Source organism: Paenibacillus sp. FSL L8-0708 (assembly GCF_038009325.1).
Classification (GTDB): Bacteria; Bacillota; Bacilli; order Paenibacillales; family Paenibacillaceae; genus Paenibacillus_AQ; species Paenibacillus_AQ odorifer.
On sequence record NZ_JBBPBC010000001.1, the window covers coordinates 6,991,022 to 7,012,686 of the forward strand.

Sequence of the window (21,665 nt, forward strand, 5' to 3'; positions counted from 1 at the left end):
GCTCAGGCTTGATGCCTGAAAACTGAATCCGAAACGAATCTGCATTCTACATATAGGATAAGCCCTCGACCGATTAGTATTGGTCAGCTCCATGCATTGCTGCACTTCCACCTCCAACCTATCTACCTCGTCGTCTTCAAGGGGTCTTACTAATTGGGAAATCTCATCTTGAGGGGGGCTTCACGCTTAGATGCTTTCAGCGCTTATCCCGTCCGTACGTAGCTACCCAGCCATGCTCCTGGCGGAACAACTGGTGCACCAGCGGTACGTCCATCCCGGTCCTCTCGTACTAAGGACAGCTCCTCTCAAATTTCCTGCGCCCACGACAGATAGGGACCGAACTGTCTCACGACGTTCTGAACCCAGCTCGCGTACCGCTTTAATGGGCGAACAGCCCAACCCTTGGGACCTACTTCAGCCCCAGGATGCGATGAGCCGACATCGAGGTGCCAAACCTCCCCGTCGATGTGGACTCTTGGGGGAGATAAGCCTGTTATCCCCAGGGTAGCTTTTATCCGTTGAGCGATGGCCCTTCCATGCGGTACCACCGGATCACTAAGTCCGACTTTCGTCCCTGCTCGACTTGTAGGTCTCGCAGTCAAGCTCCCTTATGCCTTTGCACTCTGCGAATGATTTCCAACCATTCTGAGGGAACCTTGGAACGCCTCCGTTACTCTTTAGGAGGCGACCGCCCCAGTCAAACTGCCCGCCTGACACGGTCCCCGTACCCGATTAGGGCACTAGGTTAGAACCTAGATACGATCAGGGTGGTATCCCAACGGCGCCTCCACCGAAGCTTGCGCTCCGATTTCTACGGCTCCCACCTATCCTGTACAGATCGTACCCAAATTCAATATCAAGCTGCAGTAAAGCTCCATGGGGTCTTTCCGTCTTGTCGCGGGTAACCTGCATCTTCACAGGTATTAAAATTTCACCGGATCTCTCGTTGAGACAGCGCCCAAGTCGTTACGCCATTCGTGCGGGTCAGAATTTACCTGACAAGGAATTTCGCTACCTTAGGACCGTTATAGTTACGGCCGCCGTTTACTGGGGCTTCGGTTCATAGCTTCGGGTTACCCCTAACCACTCCCCTTAACCTTCCAGCACCGGGCAGGCGTCAGCCCGTATACTTCGCCTTGCGGCTTCGCACAGACCTGTGTTTTTGCTAAACAGTCGCTTGGGCCTTTTCACTGCGGCCCCCTCGTGCTATTCACACTACCGGGGCACCCCTTCTCCCGAAGTTACGGGGTCATTTTGCCGAGTTCCTTAACGAGAGTTCTTCCGCGCGCCTTAGAATTCTCTTCTCGCCTACCTGTGTCGGTTTGCGGTACGGGCACCTTCTCCTGGCTAGAGGCTTTTCTTGGCAGTGTGAGATCATGACCTTCGCTACTACAATTTTCGCTCCCCATCACAGCCCAGCCTTATCGATGTGCGGATTTGCCTACACATCAGCCTCACTGCTTAGACGGACATCCATCAGTCCGCGTCACTACCCTCCTGCGTCACCCCATCGCTCATAGCGGATTACGGTGGTACAGTAATTTCAAACTGTTGTCCTTCGACTACGCCTTTCGGCCTCGCCTTAGGTCCCGACTTACCCTGAGCGGACGAGCCTTCCTCAGGAAACCTTGGGCTTTCGGCGGATCAGATTCTCACTGATCTTTTCGTTACTCATACCGGCATTCTCACTTGTGTAGTGTCCAGCGCTCTTTTCAGTACACCTTCAACCCCTACACAACGCTCCCCTACCCCAGATACATACGTATCTAGCCATAGCTTCGGTGGTGTGTTTAGCCCCGTTACATTTTCGGCGCAGAGTCACTCGACCAGTGAGCTATTACGCACTCTTTCAATGGTGGCTGCTTCTAAGCCAACATCCTGGTTGTCTGTGCAACTCCACATCCTTTCCCACTTAACACACACTTGGGGACCTTAGCTGATGGTCTGGGCTGTTTCCCTTTTGACAATGGATCTTAGCACTCACTGTCTGACTCCCGGCAATAAGTATATGGCATTCGGAGTTTGACTGAGCTTGGTAATCCTTGCGGACCCCGCACCCAATCAGTGCTCTACCTCCACTACTCTTATACCGAGGCTAGCCCTAAAGCTATTTCGGGGAGAACCAGCTATCTCCGAGTTCGATTGGAATTTCTCCGCTACCCCCACCTCATCCCCGCACTTTTCAACGTACGTGGGTTCGGGCCTCCAGTGCGTGTTACCGCACCTTCACCCTGGACAGGGGTAGATCACACGGTTTCGGGTCTACGTCCACATACTAATTCGCCCTATTCAGACTCGCTTTCGCTGCGGCTCCACCTTCTCGGCTTAACCTTGCATGTTAAACGTAACTCGCCGGTTCATTCTACAAAAGGCACGCCATCACCCATTAATAGGGCTCTGACTTTTTGTAAGCACACGGTTTCAGGTTCTATTTCACTCCCCTTCCGGGGTGCTTTTCACCTTTCCCTCACGGTACTGTTTCACTATCGGTCGCCAGGTAGTATTTAGCCTTAGCAGATGGTCCTGCTGGATTCATACGGGGTTTCACGTGCCCCGCACTACTCGGGATCCGTCTCGGAGAGAATACAGTTTAGGTTACAGGGCTTTTACCTCTATCGCGGGCCTTTCCAGACCTCTTCACCTACCATATTCCTTTGTAACTCCATGTGAGACGTCCCACAACCCCTAAGAGCAAGCTCTTAGGTTTAGGCTGTTCCGCGTTCGCTCGCCGCTACTGACGGAATCACTATTGTTTTCTCTTCCTCAGGGTACTTAGATGTTTCAGTTCCCCTGGTCTGCCTCTACATTTCCTATGTATTCAGAAATGAGTAACTGCGAATTACCACAGCTGGGTTTCCCCATTCGGACACCCCCGGATCAAAGCTTGCTTACAGCTCCCCGAGGCAGTTTCGTTGTTCGCCACGTCCTTCGTCGGCTCCTGGCGCCTAGGCATCCTCCGTGTGCTCTTATTAGCTTAACCTTGATTTTTCCGCAGGAAAATATCATACGATGACATTCTCTTTGGAATCATCTCACTAATAACATTTACTTGTTTACACAAGTTGCTAAAAGATGTTCTAAAACGCAAATTCGTTTCGGTATCCAGTTTTCAAGGATCAAGTTGAAAAAGTTATTCATTTAAAAATTTATGGTGGAGCCAAGCGGGATCGAACCGCTGACCTCCTGCTTGCAAGGCAGGCGCTCTCCCAGCTGAGCTATGGCCCCATAAAATTACTCTATAATGTTATATGGTGGGCCTTGGTGGACTCGAACCACCGACCTCACCCTTATCAGAGGTGCGCTCTAACCAACTGAGCTAAAAGCCCATATAACATATATAACATTGTGAATCAACCAATGAATTGGTTGTCCGCTTGGCAACGTCCTACTCTCCCAGGACCCTTCGGTCCAAGTACCATCGGCGCTGGAGGGCTTAACGGTCGTGTTCGGGATGGGTACGTGTGGAACCCCTCCGCTATCGCCACCAAACGCATACGAAAGAGACTTGCTCTTTCAAAACTGAACACGAGTGAGTGTTCGAACCCGAGGGTTCTATTGTGGAAGCTGAGCTTCCGATTTGAATGTTCTCATTGCAGAGAACGATTCTCCATAGAAAGGAGGTGATCCAGCCGCACCTTCCGATACGGCTACCTTGTTACGACTTCACCCCAATCATCTACCCCACCTTCGGCGGCTGGCTCCCTTGCGGGTTACCCCACCGACTTCGGGTGTTGTAAACTCTCGTGGTGTGACGGGCGGTGTGTACAAGACCCGGGAACGTATTCACCGCGGCATGCTGATCCGCGATTACTAGCAATTCCGACTTCATGCAGGCGAGTTGCAGCCTGCAATCCGAACTGAGACCGGCTTTGATGGGATTGGCTCCACCTCGCGGCTTCGCTTCCCGTTGTACCGGCCATTGTAGTACGTGTGTAGCCCAGGTCATAAGGGGCATGATGATTTGACGTCATCCCCACCTTCCTCCGGTTTGTCACCGGCAGTCACTCTAGAGTGCCCAGCTTAACCTGCTGGCAACTAAAGTTAAGGGTTGCGCTCGTTGCGGGACTTAACCCAACATCTCACGACACGAGCTGACGACAACCATGCACCACCTGTCTCCTCTGTCCCGAAGGCCGCCACTATCTCTAGTGGATTCAGAGGGATGTCAAGACCTGGTAAGGTTCTTCGCGTTGCTTCGAATTAAACCACATACTCCACTGCTTGTGCGGGTCCCCGTCAATTCCTTTGAGTTTCAGTCTTGCGACCGTACTCCCCAGGCGGAGTGCTTACTGTGTTAACTTCGGCACCAAGGGTATCGAAACCCCTAACACCTAGCACTCATCGTTTACGGCGTGGACTACCAGGGTATCTAATCCTGTTTGCTCCCCACGCTTTCGCGCCTCAGCGTCAGTTACAGCCCAGAAAGTCGCCTTCGCCACTGGTGTTCCTCCACATATCTACGCATTTCACCGCTACACGTGGAATTCCACTTTCCTCTTCTGTACTCAAGCCACCCAGTTTCCAGTGCGACCTCAGGTTGAGCCCAAGGTTTAAACACCAGACTTAAATAGCCGCCTGCGCGCGCTTTACGCCCAATAATTCCGGACAACGCTTGCCCCCTACGTATTACCGCGGCTGCTGGCACGTAGTTAGCCGGGGCTTTCTTCTCAGGTACCGTCACTCCGGTAGCAGTTACTCTACCGGACGTTCTTCCCTGGCAACAGAGCTTTACGATCCGAAAACCTTCATCACTCACGCGGCGTTGCTCCGTCAGGCTTTCGCCCATTGCGGAAGATTCCCTACTGCTGCCTCCCGTAGGAGTCTGGGCCGTGTCTCAGTCCCAGTGTGGCCGTTCACCCTCTCAGGTCGGCTACGCATCGTCGCCTTGGTGGGCCGTTACCCCACCAACTAGCTAATGCGCCGCAGGCCCATCCCTCAGTGACAGATTGCTCCGTCTTTCATTCTTCTCTCAGGAGAAAAAAGAAATTATCCGGTATTAGCTACCGTTTCCGGTAGTTATCCCAGTCTGAAGGGCAGGTTGCCTACGTGTTACTCACCCGTCCGCCGCTAAGTTACTTTGAAAGCAAGCTTTCAAAGTAACTCCGCTCGACTTGCATGTATTAGGCACGCCGCCAGCGTTCGTCCTGAGCCAGGATCAAACTCTCCAATTAGTATTGAAAAGAGCGATATGCTCATTTTGAAACATCTGACGAGAAAATTAATTCTCTAATTTGGATTTCACTTACGTGATTTCCCACTCACTCGTTGTTCAGTTTTCAAAGATCAATGTCTCTCATTTCGTCGTCGTTGTTTATCAGCGGCGACCTTTATAATATATCACAGTGTTGAGCTGTTTGGCAAGTCTTTTTTTTGAAAAATCTTTTTTTCAATTTTTCTTGCCTTCCGCTTCCCTTTTACACAAGCAAAAGGAGCGCGAGATATAATTTATCATGAGCACTCCTTTTTAGTCAAGCTATTTTATTAAATAATCTGAAAACTTTATAAAACTGTAGCAATTCTCGTATATCTTCAGTGTTTATACTGAGAAGAACGCCCACCCCATGCATACTTGGAAAGCTCTTTCTGAGGAGCGAAGCGAGCATACATCCGGAATACAGTCTTATATCTATTAGCGATGGCGTGCCTGATATTTTGGTCCAAGCGCTGATCACTCAAATCTAACAGCATCTCATCTAGTTCTTTTCTCAAAACATAATCCAGTTCCTTGCATTCCTTTTCGTTAAACAACATTCCCAACATATGCTTGGCCTCCTTCATGAAGTTGCAATTAACACCTTCTCTAAACCCCCAAAACCTTTTTTGCATAATCAGTAAGTACATCTCATGGAGAAAGCTGCCTTAAGATCCTCTTACACTAGATTAACCGGAGTCCTCTTTTTATAACCATAATTATTAAAAATTCCCTTTATGGTTTCGTCTAGATTATATACTCCTTACCTTTAGGCAATCCTTGGATGAACGCCCTTAATGTTATGCTCTATTCCCGGAAGTTTTATGATAAAAGTGAAAAAGTAATTGTACTTTCAATAATGGCTGCAACAAATAACAGGATTACAGTCCATATGGAAGCCGTAAGTGTTTGACGCATGAAAGCAGACCAGTCTGCGCTTCTCTCCTCTTTTCTATCTGTAGATCGAAATAGACTTGAAATCACTTTTCCGCCAAAGTGCATCCCAAAGGCACACGCGATAATGATTGCCGGAATCTCTATAATCCCGTGTGGCAGCAATCCTTTTACGATTAAATCGAACAAATCCTGTCCTTGCAGTGCGGATAAATGTATCAAGTAGCCAATTACCGCTCCGTTTATAAATAAGAATATAGCTGGCAATATGCCGAACAACGCTCCCAGGAAAATAATAACCACGCCCTTGATGGCGTTATTCAGAAATATAAATACAAAGAAGTTCCATTGCGGATTAGCGGTGTCTCTTAAGTTCCCACTGATCTCACTAAGCCCTTCCAATTGCTGAACCAATAGCTTTTCCAGACTACTTGTCGCTACCCAGCCAACAACCGCTCCTATTACGAAGAGCAGACAGGATAGCAGCACAGCCTTGCGGATCGATTTAATATCTTTAACAAACGTGAAGAACGACAACATAAATACCTCCTGAAATTGTGATCTCTGTTTCTTAGGTCATAACCTTGCGGTACGAGCATACATTTAGAACAAACAAGCATTTCGCATGGGAGAGGAGCGCTGTCATTAATGAATTCTTTTTATGTATTCAGCGGCAAAAAGATCAAAAGGTTCATCTATATCTTCGCCGCTGTGCTTCTTGCTGCTGGAGTTGTCTATGTCGAGAGGGGTAATATCACCGTTTTTTCTGAGGCTGGACCTTCTGCCATTTACAGTGTGCCAACAGAGAAGAAGCTGATTGCCCTAACCTTCGATATTAGCTGGGGGGAAAAGAGACCCGAACCAATTTTGAAGGTACTTGAAGACAAGAAAGTGGACAAAGCCACCTTCTTCCTATCGTCACCATGGAGTAAGACTCACCCGGATATTGTAACAAGCATTAAAAACGCAGGATTCGAAATTGGCAGCCATGGCCATAAACACGTCAATTACAGCACTCTAAGTAACGAAGAGATTCGCACTCAGATCACAACGGCTCACACTGTGCTTACAGAATTAACCGGTAAAGAACCAAATTTAATTCGTATGCCTAATGGTGATTTTGACAAAAGAGTTCTGCAAGTGGCCAATGATCTTGGTTACAAAGTCATCCAGTGGGACACAGACTCTCTAGACTGGAAGAACATAGGTGTAGACAATATCGTGAAGCGTGTAACGACTAAAGCACATCCTGGTGATATCGTTCTACTACATGCCAGTGATTCCTGCAAACAAACTCACGAAGCTCTTCCGCAAATTATCGATGAGCTCCGCAGACAAGGTTATGAATTCGTTACCGTCTCTGAGCTGATCAGCCAAAGCAACGCAGAGGGTAAAGAGGTTCGTGACTCGGCCTCACTAAATAGTGCCTTAGAGGATGCTGCCGGGCTGTAACGCTCCTCCCAATCTTAGGTACCGCAATAGATGTTGGTTTTATCCAAATATTAATGACGCGGGGAAATGAGCTCCGATATGTCGGGTGTGGGGGTATTCAGCTTCGGATAGCTCAGATCCAGACTCTCCAGTGTCTTTACAACGATGGATAAGGCCAAATAGTTGCGGTACCATTGATGATTGGCTGGTATCCAGTACCAGGGTGCTTTATCAATACTAGACTCCTTAAAAACATCTACATATGCCTCTTGGTAATCATCCCAAAACTCCCGCTCCTGTAGATCACTTGCGTCAAATTTCCAGTGTTTTTTGGGATCTTCAAGCCGTTCTTTGATTTTCTTAAGCTGCTTCTCTTTTGAAATATGCAGAAAAAGCTTGATAATTGTCGTTCCCTCTTCCACCAGCATCTCCTCAAACTGCCGTATGTAACGAAAGCGGCGCTTCAAATCATCCTTTTTCAATCCCCCATGTACCCGCGGTACCAATACATCTTCATAGTGTGAGCGGTTAAATGCAGAGATGTAGCCTTTAGGGGGTGTCTTTTGATGCACTCTCCATAAGAAATCGTGAGCTTCTTCCTCCAGAGAAGGTTTCTTGAAGCTGGTCACTATAAAGCCTTGTGGATTAATCCCTGAAAAAATATGTTTAACCGTTCCATCCTTACCGCTGGAATCCATCCCTTGCAGAATTACGAGCAGTGAATGCTTTTTCTGTGCAAAAAGAATATCTTGAAGCTCTGCCAACCGTTCCTTTAACTGCTCTGTTTTGGCTTCTGCTTCTTTTTTTGATTTAAAGTTACCTGTATCGTCCGGGTCCAGCTTGTTAAGCTGGATTTCATTTGTGTCTTTTATCATATAACGCTTGATGTCCATATATTCCCCTCCTAAAAGTTTTGTGAGCGTTGCTACGCTTGTATTACTTCGTACAAAACTGCTTCGGAAGCATACGCTTAGTTTTGTAAAGCATATGCATCATTGAAAAACTTCGTACAAAACTCACTTCGGAAGCATCTGCTTAGTTTTGTGAGCGTTGCTACACACAAAGAATCCGCTCTATTGTTCTTTAAGATTAACCTCCTCCAGCCGATTTTAATCGTTAGGATACATTCTAGAGCAAAAAACCCCGTTTTCTGAAGGCCAGAGTACGGGGTTCATGATTTGCTGAATTCGCCCCAGCCTTTATCCGGCTGCCGGCTTGAGAATACGGTGAAGCATCAAAATCTGGAATGCATTACAGGCGATGAGCGGAACAACAATAAACACTGTCGCACTATCAACACCTATACGGAGCACGCCGATAATTTCCACAATTGAAATAGCTGTCATAAAAAAGAGGGTTGGAATCCAAGCTGAGATGTTTGTACTTTTCACTTTGAAATAAGACACAATAATGGCAGCTAACAAAATAAAGATTCCTAATATTAGATCAGACAAGACACTTCTTTCCCCGCCAACGACGGTACGCAAAAAAATCAGTTCAAGCAATGCGAGCACAGAAAGCACCAGTTGTATGTATTTCCAAATTTTTGGCGGGAAAACACCATTGCCCATGTAATTCAAAATTAGATAAGCAAAAAAACCAAGTTGCGCATAAACACTGACAAGCATACCGTAGCCGAATAGTATCAGCGGGTATAAAAAGAAATCAGCGACACTTTTGAAATCAATTCGACCGTTCACGAATTGCAGTGCCAGACCTGCGATTACTGCTCCGCCCGCTCCTATTAGAAGGGTTGTCCAAAATAAATAAAACCATTTTTTTATACTCAGCCACTTCACCTCCCCTATGTCAGATTTATTTTACCAAGGATACCGACAAAACACCATTACATCAGCAACATAAATGTATGTTAATGCGGCATAATACAACTGGAGAATCCTAATAAAGGAGGGCAGCGCCAATGAAATGGAGATTTATCGGATCTGTGGGTTTGGCTTTAAGCTTTGTTATGGCCTTAACGGCTTGCGGAAGTGAGCAGAGCAGTTCTTCTTCTGGTCAGGGCAGTTATAAAGAAATGAAGACCATGGTTATTGATATATTAAAAAGTGAAGATGGAAAAAAAGCAGTTGAGGAATCATTATCAAATTCCAGTTCTGGAGGCACCAGCGGAATGAGTATGAAAATGATGCCACTTCAAACAACAGAGGATATAAAAACCGCTGTTAAAGATACCCTCACTGCACCGGAATATCAAAAGGAAATCGAGAAAATTATGACTGATCCCAAGTTCGCAGGCGATTTTGCTAAAGCCATTCAATCACAAAGCAAAGAATTGCACCTGCAACTAATTAAAGATCCCACCTATCAAAAATCCGTCGAGGAAATCATGAAGTCTCCAGAAATGATGACCATGTTTCTTAATCTCACCAAAACACCTGACTACCGAAAGCAATCCATGAAGACCATCCAGGAATCTATGCAGACTCCATTATTCCGGATGGAGGTATTGAATTTACTTAAAAAGGTCGTTCAGGACGAGCTCGAACCGAAGGAACAGAAAAAGGGCGGCGAAAGCGGCGATAAACAGGAAGGCAGCGGCAGCGGTGGTGAAAGTGGCAGCGGTAGCGGCGATGATTCAAGCACATAACAAAAAAGAGGCCTTATCCCACCTAACAATGTGGGACGGCCTCTTTTTATGCACAATAATTAGTGCTCATATTTCGCAATCAGCTTATCGGCGATATCAGCAAACAACAACGCAGTAGCTGTGTCTTCCTTGTATACGGAAGGTGAGAAATCCGGTTCAGAAATATGATTGTCCGGTGCGCCCAATGGAACTTGTGCAAGCAGCTCGGTATGGAGTGTCTCCGCAAGCCGAGCGCCTCCGCCTCTGCCAAAAATATAATCTTTTTTACCACAGTCTTTACACTCATAATAAGCCATGTTCTCAATGACCCCAATAATCTCATGTTCTGTCTGCAGAGCCATAGAGCCCGCTCTAGCCGCCACAAACGCTGCGGTAGCATGAGGGGTAGTAACAATAATCTCTTTGCTGTGAGGGAGCATCTGATGTACGTCAAGCGCCACATCACCTGTACCTGGAGGAAGATCAAGCAGCATATAATCAAGTTCTCCCCAGCCCACATCACTGAAGAATTGGCGCAGCATTTTGCCAAGCATAGGTCCCCGCCAAATTACCGGACTATTCTCACGGATAAAGAAGCCCATAGACATGACCTTCACTCCGAAACGTTCCACAGGAATAATGATTCCCTCTTCTACAACGGGTCCCTCTTCGATTCCCATCATATCAGGGATGCTAAACCCATAAATGTCCGCATCAATCAATCCAACCTTTTTACCTTTTCTAGCCAAAGCTACTGCCAAATTCACAGTAACTGTAGACTTTCCAACACCGCCTTTACCACTGGCAATGGCGATAAAGTTAACACCAGAGTTCTCATTGATTAATTCATGATCGTCAAGGCCTGCTGCATGTCCCTTAAGTTTCCCCGGTTCATCAGCCCATGGCTCTTCCCCAGCACTCTCTCCGCGTAGTAGAGCACGTTCATAATCGGTTGCATCACGCAGCCGGATATGCACATTAGTGACTCCACCCGCTTCAAGTAACTCACGAACCCGTTGTTCTAGGTCCATGCGACTTTGCTCTTCAGGATCCAGACACACGATTGATAAAGATATACGATCTTCTTTAATCATAATGTCACGGATCAGCTGTAGTTCCACAAGGCTTTTTCCGGTTTCCGGGTCTGTTATTGACTGCAGTATTTCCTGGATATGTTCCCTAGTCAGCATGGAAAGCACCTCTGTTTCCTTTCCGGAGGAGAATTCTTCCGGAGTTTTTGTCTATTATAGCATTACCCATCTCCTGATGAGTAGTCCCGGTTACTCGGAAGCATAACGAAGAATGCCACGATATATGCTAGTCGCTACCTTGCGTTGATAAACATCATCTCCGAGTAGAACTGATTCCTGAGGGTGCGACAAAAAACCGACCTCTACAAGGATCGCAGGTATTTTTAATGCTTTTAGTAGATAAACAGTATTTACAGTCTTAGCTACACGATCAGTATTCTCCAGTGTAGTCTTCAGCTCACTCTGTACAAACTCTGCGATTGCTTTATTATCCTTGTGATTGGGATAGTAAAAGGTCTGCGCCCCGCTCCATCGGTTCGAAGGCACACTGTTCATGTGAACGCTTATAAAAAGATCTGCGCCCTTCTCTTCAATACTTCTCACTCTTTGCTTAAGATCTTCAGTCTTGCGCTTAGAATAGCCCTTAGTGTCCTCCTGAGCCAAATCATAATCCCCTTCACGGGTCATTACAACAATAGCCCCTGCCTGTTGCAGGTAATCACGTAAATAAAGAGAGACTGCAAGATTAATGTCTTTCTCAATTAGCCCTTCCCGGCTAACTGCCCCTCCATCTGCTCCCCCATGTCCAGCGTCGATAGCGATCACTTTACCAGACAAAGGCAGACTCCAATAATTTAACGTTTTGGCAGTAGGCATGTCATACGCTATAATGCCGATCATTATAGCCAGCAGTGTCGCGCCCAGCATACATTTTTTGATACTGCTCCATGAGATCCAGACCGAGACTTTACTGTGTTTTCGGCCAGACATAACAAAGACCCCCTCGTCCCGATAGATAATACTCATCTATATGGGACAAGAAGGCCAAATAGTACTAGCTAACGATGATTAAGCTGTTACTTCTTGAGTCATGCCTTCAATTAGAATCTGCGCAACCTCAGGTCGCGTAAATTCAGGAGGCGGACATTGACCCTCCCGAAGCAAAGCCCGTACTTTTGTACCCGACAAAGTCATATGATCATCGCCAGGATGTGGGCAGGTTTTACTGGAAGCCATATTTCCGCATTTTTTACAGAAGAAGCTGTGTTCAAAAAATAATGGAGTAATATCAAGTTCCTCAGCGGTGAAATTCGCGAAAATTTCTTGCGCTTCATAAGTTCCGTAGTAATCACCTACGCCCGCATGGTCACGTCCGACAATAAAATGGGTGCAGCCGTAATTTTTGCGAACCATAGCATGAAAAATCGCTTCTCTCGGACCAGCATAACGCATGGCCGCCGGGAAAACACCTAGAAAGGTACGATCCTCAGGATAATAATTCTCCAAAAGCGCCAGGTAGCTCTTCATTCGTACATTTGCCGGAACATCATCAGACTTCGTCTCACCCACTAGCGGGTTTAAGAACAGAGCGTCTACAACCTCCATAGCGCACTTCTGAATATATTCATGTGCACGATGAACAGGGTTACGCGTCTGGAAGCCTACAACTGTTCTCCAGCCTTTGTCTGCAAATATCTTACGTGTAGCTGAAGGGTCAAAATAAAATTCTCCGAACTTTTCTGGCTGTGGTCTATTCAGCACTGTAATTGGTCCTCCTACATAGGTAGCCGGGCGGGCCAACAGCTTACTTACTCCTGGATGTTCAGGGTCTGTTGTTTTGAATACATTTTGCGCTTCAAGGTTTTGATCAACCGTATAAATACTCTCAATATCCAAAAAACCGTAGATCTCGCCATCCTCTTCACCGATTAGAGATACCTTGTCTCCAATAGCTAAACCAGAGGCCACATCCTCTTCTACAGCAAGTGTTATTGGAATGCTCCACACTGTGCCATCTGCTAAACGCATGTTTTTGACTACGGAGTGATAATCTTGTTCATTCAAAAATCCAGTCAGTGGAGAAAATGCACCTACCGCTATTAGATCCAAATCAGATAAAGTCCAGGTGTTCACGGCAAGCGTCTTATATTCACGTGCAAGCTGCAGCAATTCTTCTCTTTCTGTACCCTCTACTACACGGTTAACTAATGTTCCGCCATGCGGACGTATTGAAGTCATTATCGTCTCTCCTTCTGTGTTCTCACGGGGATAGGTCTTACTTGTGTAATCCGCACTCAGTCTTCTCTGATCCAGCCCAACGTCCAGCACGCGGATCTTCACCAGGCATAACCTGACGTGTACATTGCTCACAGCCGATACTTGGATAGTTACGGTCATGTAGAGGGTTATAAATTACATCATTTTCACGAATATAGTTCCATACATCCTCGGTTGTCCAATCTGCAATTGGATTAAACTTAACCAAACCAAATTTATAATCATACTCAACCTTTTTGGCATTAGCACGGGTAGGGGCTTGGTCACGACGAATGCCTGTAATCCAAGCTTCATATTGAGATAGGATACGAGTCAGCGGCTCTACTTTACGAATCCCACAGCATTGGTTAGGATCTACTGTCCATAACGCATCACCGTGTTGAAGTGCTTGCTCCTGCGGAGTGATTTGTGGAGACACTCGTACGAACTCCAGCCCGTATTTATCTGCCATCAAATCTCGGGTCTCATAGGTTTCCTTAAAATGATAATCTGTATCGAGATAAAAGACGTCTGTAGACGGACTAACTTTGTGAAGCATATCAACTAGCACTACATCTTCGGCACCAAAGCTGCAGGCAAAAGTAATGTTAGGAAATGTTTCTACAGCCCAGCGGATAATTTCCTCGGGTGAAGCAGTTTCTAATTCTTCGGCCTTAACTTTGATTAAATCCTCTTTCTCGAGCAGGTTCATTAAGGTATTCCTCCATCCAAAATATTAATCGTATGAATAAATGAGGTAAAAGAAGTAATAAAACCAACTAATTCTATATGAAATAGTATATAACTTTTACTGAGGAAGTCAATGCGTTTCATCCGTTAGAATTAGTAAATAGATGCAAAAAAAGCCCATTTCTTGTGGAAAGGGGCTAAACAAGAAAAACCCTTAACCATAAAGGTTAAAGGTTTCTTATGTGCTTTTTTATCTCCCGTATTTTTCTAAGGCTTCTTTAAATATAGTATTTAACGCTTCAGGATACTCACCATAGATTTCTAAATCTTGAGAAGACTCTTCCTCAGACTGTTCCAATATCTTATTCACTTTGGGTTCACTCAAAGGAATTTTACCGTAGTAAACTCCTTTAACAAAATAAACATTAGGATCGGTTAAACTTTTATCTAAGAATAATAAATACTCTTCATTTTCATTCATTAACTGATAACCTTCAATTCCATAGATCAATGTTCCATCTTCTGTTGTTTCGATAGCTCCATTTTCTTGCACTGTAACTTCAGAGCCCTCTACAATATCTTGATTATCAGATTTGAAAATCTGATTAATCTTTATTGCAGATTGCGTATGATAATCAATCGTTTCACCAAATTCATTTTTATCGATAAATGTATTTATGACTTTAGCTTTTGTGCCTTTCAGTATCAATTCAGCCGTGTTGTCTAGCTCATTAAAATCACGATAACCAATAACTTTTGCTTCAGAACTGATAAATGCAGGAGAATTATCTCCCTTTACAGCTTTGTTATTGTTAATGAATCCTGCAGCACCGACAACCAATACGAAAGCCAACACACCTATTGAAAGAAACTTATTTTGTTTTTTCATATATTGACCCCCTTAATCAAATTGGTAAATATGCGCTATACCATCTTTATCATCTTGTACTGGGTAAGTTCCATATAACCAAGCTGGTCCAGAAAGCATAATGGACGGAACTGTATCTTCATGAGTTAAGCCTAGTACATGTCCCATTTCATGAGCAGTGGTTTCTTTTTGTCTATTTCCATCTACTGTCTTGAATCTTACCGTGTTAATTCTAACGATTGATGTAGAGGTTAGTGTACCTGAAGTAGAGGTTTGCGCATAAAATTGTCCAAGATCATTTGTTTCTGACGAAGCGTACCACTTTACGTCAGCAGCAGAGGCTGAAGTTGTTGAAGTAACGTTAATAGACAGTCTACCAGCAGTAAGACCATTCCACGCTGTACTTCCATGTATGGCAGCGGCATTGTAGCCAATTGAAGATATAGAGGCATCAAGCCAATATTTAACTTGGTTAGGTCTATCCACTCTATTTCCGCGAAGTACATAAGCATCTACCTGAGAGATAAAAATTGAAGCAACAACCATTAGAACGATTGAAGACAAAATAAATTTCCTCTTACTCAAAGAACTCTCAATTTCCATAAATTCAACTCCTCCTTTATAACCTTAAACGCCTATAATTGGAAAAAGTTTCTATGATTAAATAAAAAAATATTAATAAAAAAACCTATTCCCGAAAGAAATAGGTTAGTTTGAAACACAGCTCTAAATATGATTCTGTTCTGATATAAAAAATAAAACCCTCGGCCATAAGGCCAAGGGTTGAATTCTGTAAATATTAACGTTTCGAGAACTGAGGCGCACGACGTGCAGCCTTCAAGCCGTATTTCTTACGTTCCTTCATACGTGGGTCACGAGTCAGGAAACCGGCTTTCTTCAATGCACCGCGATATTCAGGGTCAACTTTAAGCAATGCACGGGAGATACCGTGACGAATTGCTCCAGCTTGACCGGAAATGCCGCCACCATGTGCAAGAACGATTACATCGTAGTTGCCAAGTGTTTCAGTCAGGTTCAAAGGTTGTTTTACGATCATTTTCAGTGTTTCCACACCGAAATATTCGTCCATCTCACGTTTGTTAATGACAATGCGTCCTTCACCCGGTACAAGGCGAACACGTGCTACCGAATGTTTACGACGACCTGTCCCATAGTATTGTACTTGTGCCATGAAACTGTCCTCCTCTATTCTTATCCGCGAAGTTCGTAAACTTCAGGTTTTTGTGCTGCATGTGGATGCTCGGCGCCTGCATATACTTTCAATCTCAGCTTCATGTGGTCCCCTTGACGAGTCTTAGGAATCATACCATGAACCGCGAATTCAATTACGCGTTCTGGTTTAGTATTCAGCAGAGTTTCAGCATTAGTAACTTTCAAACCACCTGGGTGCATCGAGTGACGGTAGTATTTTTTGTTTTGCAATTTCTTACCGGTCAAGTGAATTTTCTCAGCGTTGATAACGATAACGAAATCTCCTGTATCAACGTGTGGAGTGAATTGCGGTTTGTGTTTGCCACGGATCAAAGCAGCGGCTTCGCTGGCCAAACGACCGAGTGTTTTGCCTTCGGCATCAATAATGTGCCAATTGCGTTCAACTTCGTTCGGCTTCGCCATATAGGTGGTACGCATGAATGTTTCCTCCTTGTTCTCGTACGAAAATCTTCTGTTTCGTATATCTTGTTTCTCATTGAATTACGATTATGTGAGTTAAGCAAAGCATTTTTTTGGCATTTTCTCGATCGGGGCTGTGGGATAGCCATCAAGAAAACACAACTTTTATATTACAGTATAAACATAACAAGTGCAAGTGATTTTTAAACATTTAACCTATTAATCAGGAAGAAATTTATAGAAAAAACTATTCACTTTCAATCTCGTCATATTCAACACTCCACAAAGCTAACCCCATGGCCACAGCTGTTGGACCGGCATGTGATCGATCACATGCTGCCAATATTTCAGCAACCTTATCAGCAGGTATTTTACCTTCCCCCACATGGATCAAAGTCCCCATAATAATGCGAACCATGTGCTGAAGAAATCCACTACCCGTTATATAAGTATGGATAACTCCTTGATCTGATGAAGAGGGTCGGCACATACTGCGGTCTACTTCCATATGAGCTTCAAAGATCGTTCGTACATGAGAAGTCTTCGTAGACCGTCGTGATGCAAACGAAGTGAAGTCATGTGTCCCTATAATTTGCGTTAAGCCTTGCTGCATCGCAGGAATATCCAACTTCACTGGATGGTGAAGCTGCCAGCGCCGCTGAAACGGATCTGGAAACCTGTTGCCATTGATCGTGTATCGGTAAGTTTTACGCTTAGCCCCTCTACGAGAGTGAAACGTTAGCGGAACTTCCCTAGCCTCTGTAACCACGATGTCTTGTGGCAGCCGGGCATTAAGCGCTAGACACCAACGTTCAGTTGGGATTCGAGAGGAGGTTGTAAAGTTAAAAGGCTGGCCATAGGCATGTACTCCGGCATCTGTGCGGCCTGAAGCAGTAATCTTAAGCTTCTCACCTGTCAGATGGAGTATGGCTTGCTCCAGCCGATCCTGAATCGTATTGCCCTGAGGCTGGGTCTGAAAGCCATCATAATTCGTTCCGTCATAATTGACCTTCATCAATAGATTACGCATTCCGTTCTCCTTTTTAAACCGGTCAGCAGAACGTCGATCGAAGCACTGTCTGATCTTCTATTTGAAGAAATGGCTTCGCCGTCCCTAGTAGGACGGCATCCATTTTTCATATATAGAACTACAAGTCCTATAGGATCCTTAATTTCAAAAAAAAGAGCCCCTGCGGGAGCTCCTTCAATTGAACCAAGGTGATTCCCACGGTTATTAGTACAGCAGAGTCTTGCGCCTCTGCAGCACAATAACGCTGATATTTCCCCCATCTTTACTCCAAAGAGGGCTGGATGAAAGGGAAGCATCGGAAATCAATACTTGTGATACTACGCGCGGTCTACCAATTCAAGATAAACCATAGGCGCAGCGTCGCCACGACGAGGTCCTAGTTTAAGGATACGAGTGTATCCACCTGGACGCTCAGTGTAACGAGGAGCAATGTCAGAGAACAATTTTTGAATTGCATCTTGTTCACCATCAACAGTCTCGCGGCGAACAAATGCAGCTACTTGACGACGAGCATGAAGATCACCTTTTTTAGCTTTAGTGATCAGCTTTTCAGCGATAGAACGAACTTCTTTCGCTTTAGCTTCCGTTGTTTGGATGCGCTCGTATAAAAACAGATCCGTTACCATGTCGCGAAATAACGCTTTACGCGCACTGGAATCACGGCCCAATTTTTGGTATGCCATTGTGTTTTCCCTCCTTTACTAAAGCAATCTGCAGCTATTCTTCTGTGCGGAGACCCAAACCAAGTTCCTCAAGCTTTTCCTGAACTTCTTCCAAAGATTTGCGACCAAGGTTACGCACCTTCATCATATCTTCTTCAGTCTTCGTGGTAAGCTCTTGTACGGTATTAATACCAGCACGTTTGAGGCAGTTGTAGGAACGAACAGAAAGATCAAGCTCTTCGATTGTCATCTCAAGTACTTTTTCTTTTTTGTCTTCTTCTTTTTCAACCATAATTTCGGCGTCTTTCGCTTCGTCCGTAAGACCTACGAACAGAACGAGGTGCTCGTTCAAAATTTTGGCTCCGAGGCTTACAGCCTCTTCCGGTCTGATACTTCCATCCGTCCAAATTTCAAGCGTCAATTTGTCATAGTTAGTCACTTGACCAACACGTGTATTGTCTATGCCGTAGTTAACGCGTGAAATTGGAGTGTAGATGGAGTCAACTGGAATAACACCAATTGGCTGATCGTCACGTTTGTTCCGGTCCGCTTGGACATAGCCGCGACCACGGCCTGCAAAAATACGCATATGAAGTCTCGCACCAGGTCCCAGCGTTGCAATGTGAAGATCCGGATTGAGGATCTCAACATCGCTGTCCGCACGGATATCACCTGCGGTAACGATGCCTTCCCCTTCAGCATCAATCTCGAACACTTTTTCCTCGTCTGAATGAATCTTCAGAGACAAGGCTTTAAGGTTCAGAATGATTTCCGTCACATCTTCCATTACGCCTGGAACGGTCGAGAACTCATGCAGAACGCCGTCAATTTGGACCGAAGTCACTGCGGCTCCTGGAAGCGAAGAAAGCAATATCCGGCGAAGCGAGTTCCCCAGAGTCGTGCCATACCCACGTTCCAGCGGTTCAACTACGAATTTCCCATAGGTACCTTCATCATTAGCTTCTACGGTCTCAATCTTCGGCTTTTCGATTTCTATCACGAGTTTACCCCTCCTTCAACGTCGCTCCTATATGAAACTGTCACCCCATCAGGTGCATCATGTAGTATGCCTAAACACCTATTATTAGCAGATGCGTCAGAATTATACCACATTCACAATACTGATTTCACTATACGCGACGACGCTTAGGCGGACGGCATCCATTGTGAGGAACCGGAGTTACGTCTTTAATAAGGTTAACTTCAAGCCCTGCAGCTTGAAGGGAACGGATGGCTGCTTCGCGGCCCGCGCCCGGTCCTTTAACCATAACCTCAACCGACTTCATGCCGTGCTCCATAGCTGCTTTAGCTGCTGATTCAGCTGCCATTTGCGCTGCGAATGGAGTGGACTTACGGGAACCTTTAAATCCTTGGCCGCCGGAGCTTGCCCAGGAAATTGCATTTCCGTGAGGATCCGTGATGGTAACGATGGTGTTGTTGAACGTGGAACGAATATGTGCCACGCCGGATTCGATATTTTTACGGTCGCGACGTTTGGTACGTACGACTTTTTTCGGTTTAGCCATTGTCTCTTATCCCCCCTTATTATTTCTTTTTGTTTGCTACCGTACGACGCGGGCCTTTCCGGGTACGGGCATTCGTTTTAGTACGTTGACCGCGAACAGGCAATCCACGACGGTGGCGAACACCGCGGTAACAGCCGATCTCAGTAAGACGTTTAATATTTAAGGAAATTTCACGACGCAGGTCACCTTCAACCTTAACCGTTTTGTCGATCGTTTCACGCAGTTTGCTGACTTCATCTTCCGTCAAATCACGGACACGTGTATTAGCGCTAATGCCTGTTTCATTAAGAATTTTCTGAGAAGTCGTTTTACCGATTCCGAAAATATAAGTCAAGGCGATCTCAACGCGTTTGTCACGTGGCAAATCCACTCCAGCTATACGAGCCATTTTACGCTACACCCCCTTCTTAACCTTGTTTTTGTTTGTGTTTCGGATTTTCGCAAATCACCATAACAGTCCCTTTGCGGCGGATTACTTTACATTTCTCGCAAATGGGCTTTACAGAAGGTCTTACCTTCATGTTAATTACCTCCTCAAAGTTTTGCGAAGCAAAACTTTTTTCGTAGTTCCCATCTATTTACGGTAAGTTATACGACCTTTTGATAAATCATAAGGCGATAACTGCACGACCACTTTGTCTCCGGTCAAAATACGGATAAAGTGCATCCGCAATTTACCGGATACATGGGCAAGTATTTGATGACCGTTCTCAAGCTCAACCTTAAACGTTGCGTTTGGCAACGGTTCAAGGACAGTACCTTCTACTTCAATGACATCTTCCTTAGCCACAGTTAGTCTCCTTTCTCATCAGCACTTATTCCGGTGGGTCCAGCATACTTCATAACTGCGAATCGCAGCTTTCCGTTTGTTACCCGCCCAGTTTCCTTCAAACTGTCCACAACCTCACTGCTGATGAAGGGTATGAGCTCAAGATGAAGAATATTCTTCTTCTTTGGCCCATCAAACTTACGTTTGTCTCCATCTGCAATGTATACAAATCTGCTATCAACAACTGCGATAACAACGGCTGCCTCTCCGGCATCTTTGCCTTTGAGAATTCTCACTAATTGACCAACCTGCGGGCTGCTCACAGTATTCAAGTGGAGATCACCTACGCATTCAGTTTTGTGAAAATTTCCATGCCGTCCGGAGTAACTGCTACTGTATGCTCGAAGTGAGCACATAGTGAGCCATCAACCGTAACGACAGTCCAGTTATCTTCCAGTGTTCTGACATGTCTCTTTCCTGCGTTTACCATCGGCTCAATCGCGAGCACCATACCCGGTTTCAGACGTGGTCCGCGGTCCGCTATGCCATAATTCGGAATTTGCGGTTCTTCATGCAGTTTTGCCCCAATACCATGACCAACATACTCACGTACGACTGAGAAACCAGCCTCTTCGATGTATTGCTGAATAGCATGGGAGATTGTAAACAAGCGCACATCCGGCTTAACTAACGCCAGTCCCGCGTACAAGGAGCCTTCCGTAACGTCCAGCAAACGCTGAGCCTCTTCGGAAATGCTGCCCACACCGTAGGTCCAGGCGGAATCACCGTGATAACCGCGGTACTCTGCACCGATATCCAGCGTAACAATATCGCCTTCGATCAGTTTACGTTTACCTGGAAATCCATGCACCAATTGTTCGTTGACTGAAGCGCAAATGCTGGCAGGAAAACCGTTGTAGCCTTTGAAAGACGGCACAGCATCTTGACTGCGAATGTATTGATCGGCGATTCTGTCGAGCTCGCCCGTAGTAATGCCAGGCTCGATGGCCTGAGCAATAAGACGGTGACTCTCGGCAACAATTCGACCAGCTTCCCTCATAAAGGCAAGTTCCTGTTCGGATTTACAAATGATCATTA

Annotated in this window: 23 protein-coding genes, 2 tRNA genes and 3 rRNA genes; 2 read left to right on the forward strand and 26 right to left on the reverse strand. The window is 45.5% G+C overall.

Annotation, left to right across the window (positions count from 1 at the left end; genetic code table 11):
• Nucleotides 1–53 precede the first annotated feature (53 nt).
• From NYE58_RS32875 to NYE58_RS32905, 7 genes are all read right to left on the reverse strand, one after another.
• Nucleotides 54–2,980 (reverse strand): 23S ribosomal RNA (locus NYE58_RS32875).
• Between the two features lie 169 nt (nt 2,981–3,149).
• Nucleotides 3,150–3,225 (reverse strand) — tRNA-Ala (locus tag NYE58_RS32880).
• Between the two features lie 24 nt (nt 3,226–3,249).
• A tRNA-Ile gene (locus NYE58_RS32885) sits at nt 3,250–3,326 on the reverse strand.
• Nucleotides 3,327–3,372: 46 nt separating this feature from the next.
• Nucleotides 3,373–3,489 (reverse strand): 5S ribosomal RNA (gene rrf / locus NYE58_RS32890).
• Between the two features lie 124 nt (nt 3,490–3,613).
• A 16S ribosomal RNA gene (locus NYE58_RS32895) occupies nt 3,614–5,171 on the reverse strand.
• Together the 16S, 23S and 5S rRNA genes with 2 tRNA genes alongside form the textbook arrangement of a ribosomal RNA operon.
• 358 nt (nt 5,172–5,529) lie before the next feature.
• Nucleotides 5,530–5,760, reverse strand: a complete 231-nt coding sequence (locus NYE58_RS32900; protein WP_036680631.1) for a hypothetical protein — start codon at nt 5,758–5,760, stop codon at nt 5,530–5,532.
• Nucleotides 5,761–6,013: 253 nt separating this feature from the next.
• Nucleotides 6,014–6,625, reverse strand: a complete 612-nt coding sequence (locus NYE58_RS32905; RefSeq protein ID WP_076219356.1) for a stage II sporulation protein M — start codon at nt 6,623–6,625, stop codon at nt 6,014–6,016.
• 108 nt (nt 6,626–6,733) lie between these two features.
• Between NYE58_RS32905 and pdaB the strand changes: the two genes are divergently transcribed.
• A complete protein-coding gene (gene pdaB / locus NYE58_RS32910) occupies nt 6,734–7,537 on the forward strand; it encodes a polysaccharide deacetylase family sporulation protein PdaB (RefSeq protein WP_036680629.1) in 804 nt (267 codons plus the stop codon).
• Between the two features lie 50 nt (nt 7,538–7,587).
• On the opposite strand, the gene NYE58_RS32915 is transcribed toward pdaB, so the two are convergent.
• Entirely contained in the window at nt 7,588–8,409 is an 822-nt protein-coding gene (locus NYE58_RS32915; RefSeq protein WP_052097348.1) for a PPK2 family polyphosphate kinase, read from the reverse strand.
• 306 nt (nt 8,410–8,715) lie between these two features.
• Nucleotides 8,716–9,306, reverse strand: coding sequence for a KinB-signaling pathway activation protein (locus NYE58_RS32920; protein WP_038574906.1), 591 nt, complete (start codon nt 9,304–9,306; stop codon nt 8,716–8,718).
• A 131-nt stretch (nt 9,307–9,437) separates the two neighbouring features.
• Between NYE58_RS32920 and gerD the strand changes: the two genes are divergently transcribed.
• Complete coding sequence (gerD, locus tag NYE58_RS32925) at nt 9,438–10,124, forward strand: spore germination lipoprotein GerD (RefSeq protein ID WP_036680627.1); 687 nt, start codon at nt 9,438–9,440, stop codon at nt 10,122–10,124.
• Nucleotides 10,125–10,183: 59 nt separating this feature from the next.
• Here gerD and NYE58_RS32930 read toward each other — a convergent pair whose 3' ends face one another.
• The 17 genes from NYE58_RS32930 to map form a co-directional block, all read right to left on the reverse strand.
• Complete coding sequence (locus NYE58_RS32930) at nt 10,184–11,293, reverse strand: Mrp/NBP35 family ATP-binding protein (RefSeq protein ID WP_076277844.1); 1,110 nt, start codon at nt 11,291–11,293, stop codon at nt 10,184–10,186.
• 90 nt (nt 11,294–11,383) lie between these two features.
• Nucleotides 11,384–12,124 carry an N-acetylmuramoyl-L-alanine amidase CwlD gene (gene cwlD, locus NYE58_RS32935; RefSeq protein ID WP_076219354.1) on the reverse strand — a complete coding sequence of 247 codons (741 nt, stop codon included), beginning with the start codon at nt 12,122–12,124 and terminating at the stop codon, nt 11,384–11,386.
• Between the two features lie 78 nt (nt 12,125–12,202).
• A complete protein-coding gene (gene sat, locus NYE58_RS32940; RefSeq protein ID WP_076219353.1) occupies nt 12,203–13,372 on the reverse strand; it encodes a sulfate adenylyltransferase in 1,170 nt (389 codons plus the stop codon).
• 37 nt (nt 13,373–13,409) lie between these two features.
• Nucleotides 13,410–14,102, reverse strand: coding sequence for a phosphoadenylyl-sulfate reductase (locus NYE58_RS32945; RefSeq protein WP_036680616.1), 693 nt, complete (start codon nt 14,100–14,102; stop codon nt 13,410–13,412).
• Nucleotides 14,103–14,330: 228 nt separating this feature from the next.
• Complete coding sequence (locus tag NYE58_RS32950) at nt 14,331–14,969, reverse strand: hypothetical protein (RefSeq protein WP_076219352.1); 639 nt, start codon at nt 14,967–14,969, stop codon at nt 14,331–14,333.
• 12 nt (nt 14,970–14,981) lie between these two features.
• Nucleotides 14,982–15,551: a matrixin family metalloprotease gene (locus NYE58_RS32955; RefSeq protein ID WP_076194820.1), complete on the reverse strand. Its 570-nt coding sequence runs from the start codon at nt 15,549–15,551 to the stop codon at nt 14,982–14,984.
• 196 nt (nt 15,552–15,747) lie between these two features.
• Nucleotides 15,748–16,140 carry a 30S ribosomal protein S9 gene (rpsI, locus tag NYE58_RS32960; protein WP_025706574.1) on the reverse strand — a complete coding sequence of 131 codons (393 nt, stop codon included), beginning with the start codon at nt 16,138–16,140 and terminating at the stop codon, nt 15,748–15,750.
• A gap of 20 nt (nt 16,141–16,160) precedes the next feature.
• The gene (gene rplM / locus NYE58_RS32965) at nt 16,161–16,598 is read right to left on the reverse strand and encodes a 50S ribosomal protein L13 (protein WP_036680589.1); all 438 of its coding nucleotides are present in this window, start codon (nt 16,596–16,598) and stop codon (nt 16,161–16,163) included.
• 229 nt (nt 16,599–16,827) lie between these two features.
• Nucleotides 16,828–17,610: a tRNA pseudouridine(38-40) synthase TruA gene (truA, locus tag NYE58_RS32970; protein ID WP_036680587.1), complete on the reverse strand. Its 783-nt coding sequence runs from the start codon at nt 17,608–17,610 to the stop codon at nt 16,828–16,830.
• A gap of 317 nt (nt 17,611–17,927) precedes the next feature.
• A complete protein-coding gene (rplQ, locus tag NYE58_RS32975) occupies nt 17,928–18,293 on the reverse strand; it encodes a 50S ribosomal protein L17 (protein WP_019908254.1) in 366 nt (121 codons plus the stop codon).
• A gap of 34 nt (nt 18,294–18,327) precedes the next feature.
• Entirely contained in the window at nt 18,328–19,272 is a 945-nt protein-coding gene (locus NYE58_RS32980) for a DNA-directed RNA polymerase subunit alpha (RefSeq protein ID WP_036680585.1), read from the reverse strand.
• 130 nt (nt 19,273–19,402) lie between these two features.
• Nucleotides 19,403–19,798 carry a 30S ribosomal protein S11 gene (gene rpsK, locus NYE58_RS32985; protein ID WP_019908251.1) on the reverse strand — a complete coding sequence of 132 codons (396 nt, stop codon included), beginning with the start codon at nt 19,796–19,798 and terminating at the stop codon, nt 19,403–19,405.
• Between the two features lie 19 nt (nt 19,799–19,817).
• Nucleotides 19,818–20,186, reverse strand: a complete 369-nt coding sequence (gene rpsM / locus NYE58_RS32990; protein ID WP_036680583.1) for a 30S ribosomal protein S13 — start codon at nt 20,184–20,186, stop codon at nt 19,818–19,820.
• Nucleotides 20,187–20,205: 19 nt separating this feature from the next.
• Nucleotides 20,206–20,319: a 50S ribosomal protein L36 gene (gene rpmJ / locus NYE58_RS32995; protein ID WP_003322638.1), complete on the reverse strand. Its 114-nt coding sequence runs from the start codon at nt 20,317–20,319 to the stop codon at nt 20,206–20,208.
• A gap of 53 nt (nt 20,320–20,372) precedes the next feature.
• Nucleotides 20,373–20,588 (reverse strand): translation initiation factor IF-1, encoded by a 216-nt coding sequence (infA, locus tag NYE58_RS33000; protein WP_036652996.1) that lies wholly within the window; start codon nt 20,586–20,588, stop codon nt 20,373–20,375.
• Between the two features lie 2 nt (nt 20,589–20,590).
• Nucleotides 20,591–20,899: a KOW domain-containing RNA-binding protein gene (locus NYE58_RS33005; RefSeq protein ID WP_036680581.1), complete on the reverse strand. Its 309-nt coding sequence runs from the start codon at nt 20,897–20,899 to the stop codon at nt 20,591–20,593.
• Between the two features lie 11 nt (nt 20,900–20,910).
• Nucleotides 20,911–21,663 carry a type I methionyl aminopeptidase gene (gene map, locus NYE58_RS33010; protein ID WP_038573450.1) on the reverse strand — a complete coding sequence of 251 codons (753 nt, stop codon included), beginning with the start codon at nt 21,661–21,663 and terminating at the stop codon, nt 20,911–20,913.
• Nucleotides 21,664–21,665: the final 2 nt, after the last annotated feature.

Excerpts from the sequence above, each read along its gene's own strand:
- NYE58_RS32900 (WP_036680631.1), bottom strand. The coding sequence starts at position 5,760 with ATGTTGGGAATGTTGTTTAACGAAAAGGAATGCAAGGAACTGGATTAT.
- NYE58_RS32905 (WP_076219356.1), bottom strand. The coding sequence starts at position 6,625 with ATGTTGTCGTTCTTCACGTTTGTTAAAGATATTAAATCGATCCGCAAG.
- pdaB (WP_036680629.1), top strand. The coding sequence starts at position 6,734 with ATGAATTCTTTTTATGTATTCAGCGGCAAAAAGATCAAAAGGTTCATC.
- NYE58_RS32915 (WP_052097348.1), bottom strand. The coding sequence starts at position 8,409 with ATGGACATCAAGCGTTATATGATAAAAGACACAAATGAAATCCAGCTT.
- gerD (WP_036680627.1), top strand. The coding sequence starts at position 9,438 with ATGAAATGGAGATTTATCGGATCTGTGGGTTTGGCTTTAAGCTTTGTT.
- NYE58_RS32930 (WP_076277844.1), bottom strand. The coding sequence starts at position 11,293 with ATGCTGACTAGGGAACATATCCAGGAAATACTGCAGTCAATAACAGAC.
- cwlD (WP_076219354.1), bottom strand. The coding sequence starts at position 12,124 with ATGTCTGGCCGAAAACACAGTAAAGTCTCGGTCTGGATCTCATGGAGC.
- sat (WP_076219353.1), bottom strand. The coding sequence starts at position 13,372 with ATGACTTCAATACGTCCGCATGGCGGAACATTAGTTAACCGTGTAGTA.
- NYE58_RS32945 (WP_036680616.1), bottom strand. The coding sequence starts at position 14,102 with ATGAACCTGCTCGAGAAAGAGGATTTAATCAAAGTTAAGGCCGAAGAA.
- NYE58_RS32950 (WP_076219352.1), bottom strand. The coding sequence starts at position 14,969 with ATGAAAAAACAAAATAAGTTTCTTTCAATAGGTGTGTTGGCTTTCGTA.
- NYE58_RS32955 (WP_076194820.1), bottom strand. The coding sequence starts at position 15,551 with ATGGAAATTGAGAGTTCTTTGAGTAAGAGGAAATTTATTTTGTCTTCA.
- rpsI (WP_025706574.1), bottom strand. The coding sequence starts at position 16,140 with ATGGCACAAGTACAATACTATGGGACAGGTCGTCGTAAACATTCGGTA.
- rplM (WP_036680589.1), bottom strand. The coding sequence starts at position 16,598 with ATGCGTACCACCTATATGGCGAAGCCGAACGAAGTTGAACGCAATTGG.
- truA (WP_036680587.1), bottom strand. The coding sequence starts at position 17,610 with ATGCGTAATCTATTGATGAAGGTCAATTATGACGGAACGAATTATGAT.
- rplQ (WP_019908254.1), bottom strand. The coding sequence starts at position 18,293 with ATGGCATACCAAAAATTGGGCCGTGATTCCAGTGCGCGTAAAGCGTTA.
- rpsK (WP_019908251.1), bottom strand. The coding sequence starts at position 19,798 with ATGGCTAAACCGAAAAAAGTCGTACGTACCAAACGTCGCGACCGTAAA.
- rpsM (WP_036680583.1), bottom strand. The coding sequence starts at position 20,186 with ATGGCTCGTATAGCTGGAGTGGATTTGCCACGTGACAAACGCGTTGAG.
- rpmJ (WP_003322638.1), bottom strand. The coding sequence starts at position 20,319 with ATGAAGGTAAGACCTTCTGTAAAGCCCATTTGCGAGAAATGTAAAGTA.
- map (WP_038573450.1), bottom strand. The coding sequence starts at position 21,663 with ATGATCATTTGTAAATCCGAACAGGAACTTGCCTTTATGAGGGAAGCT.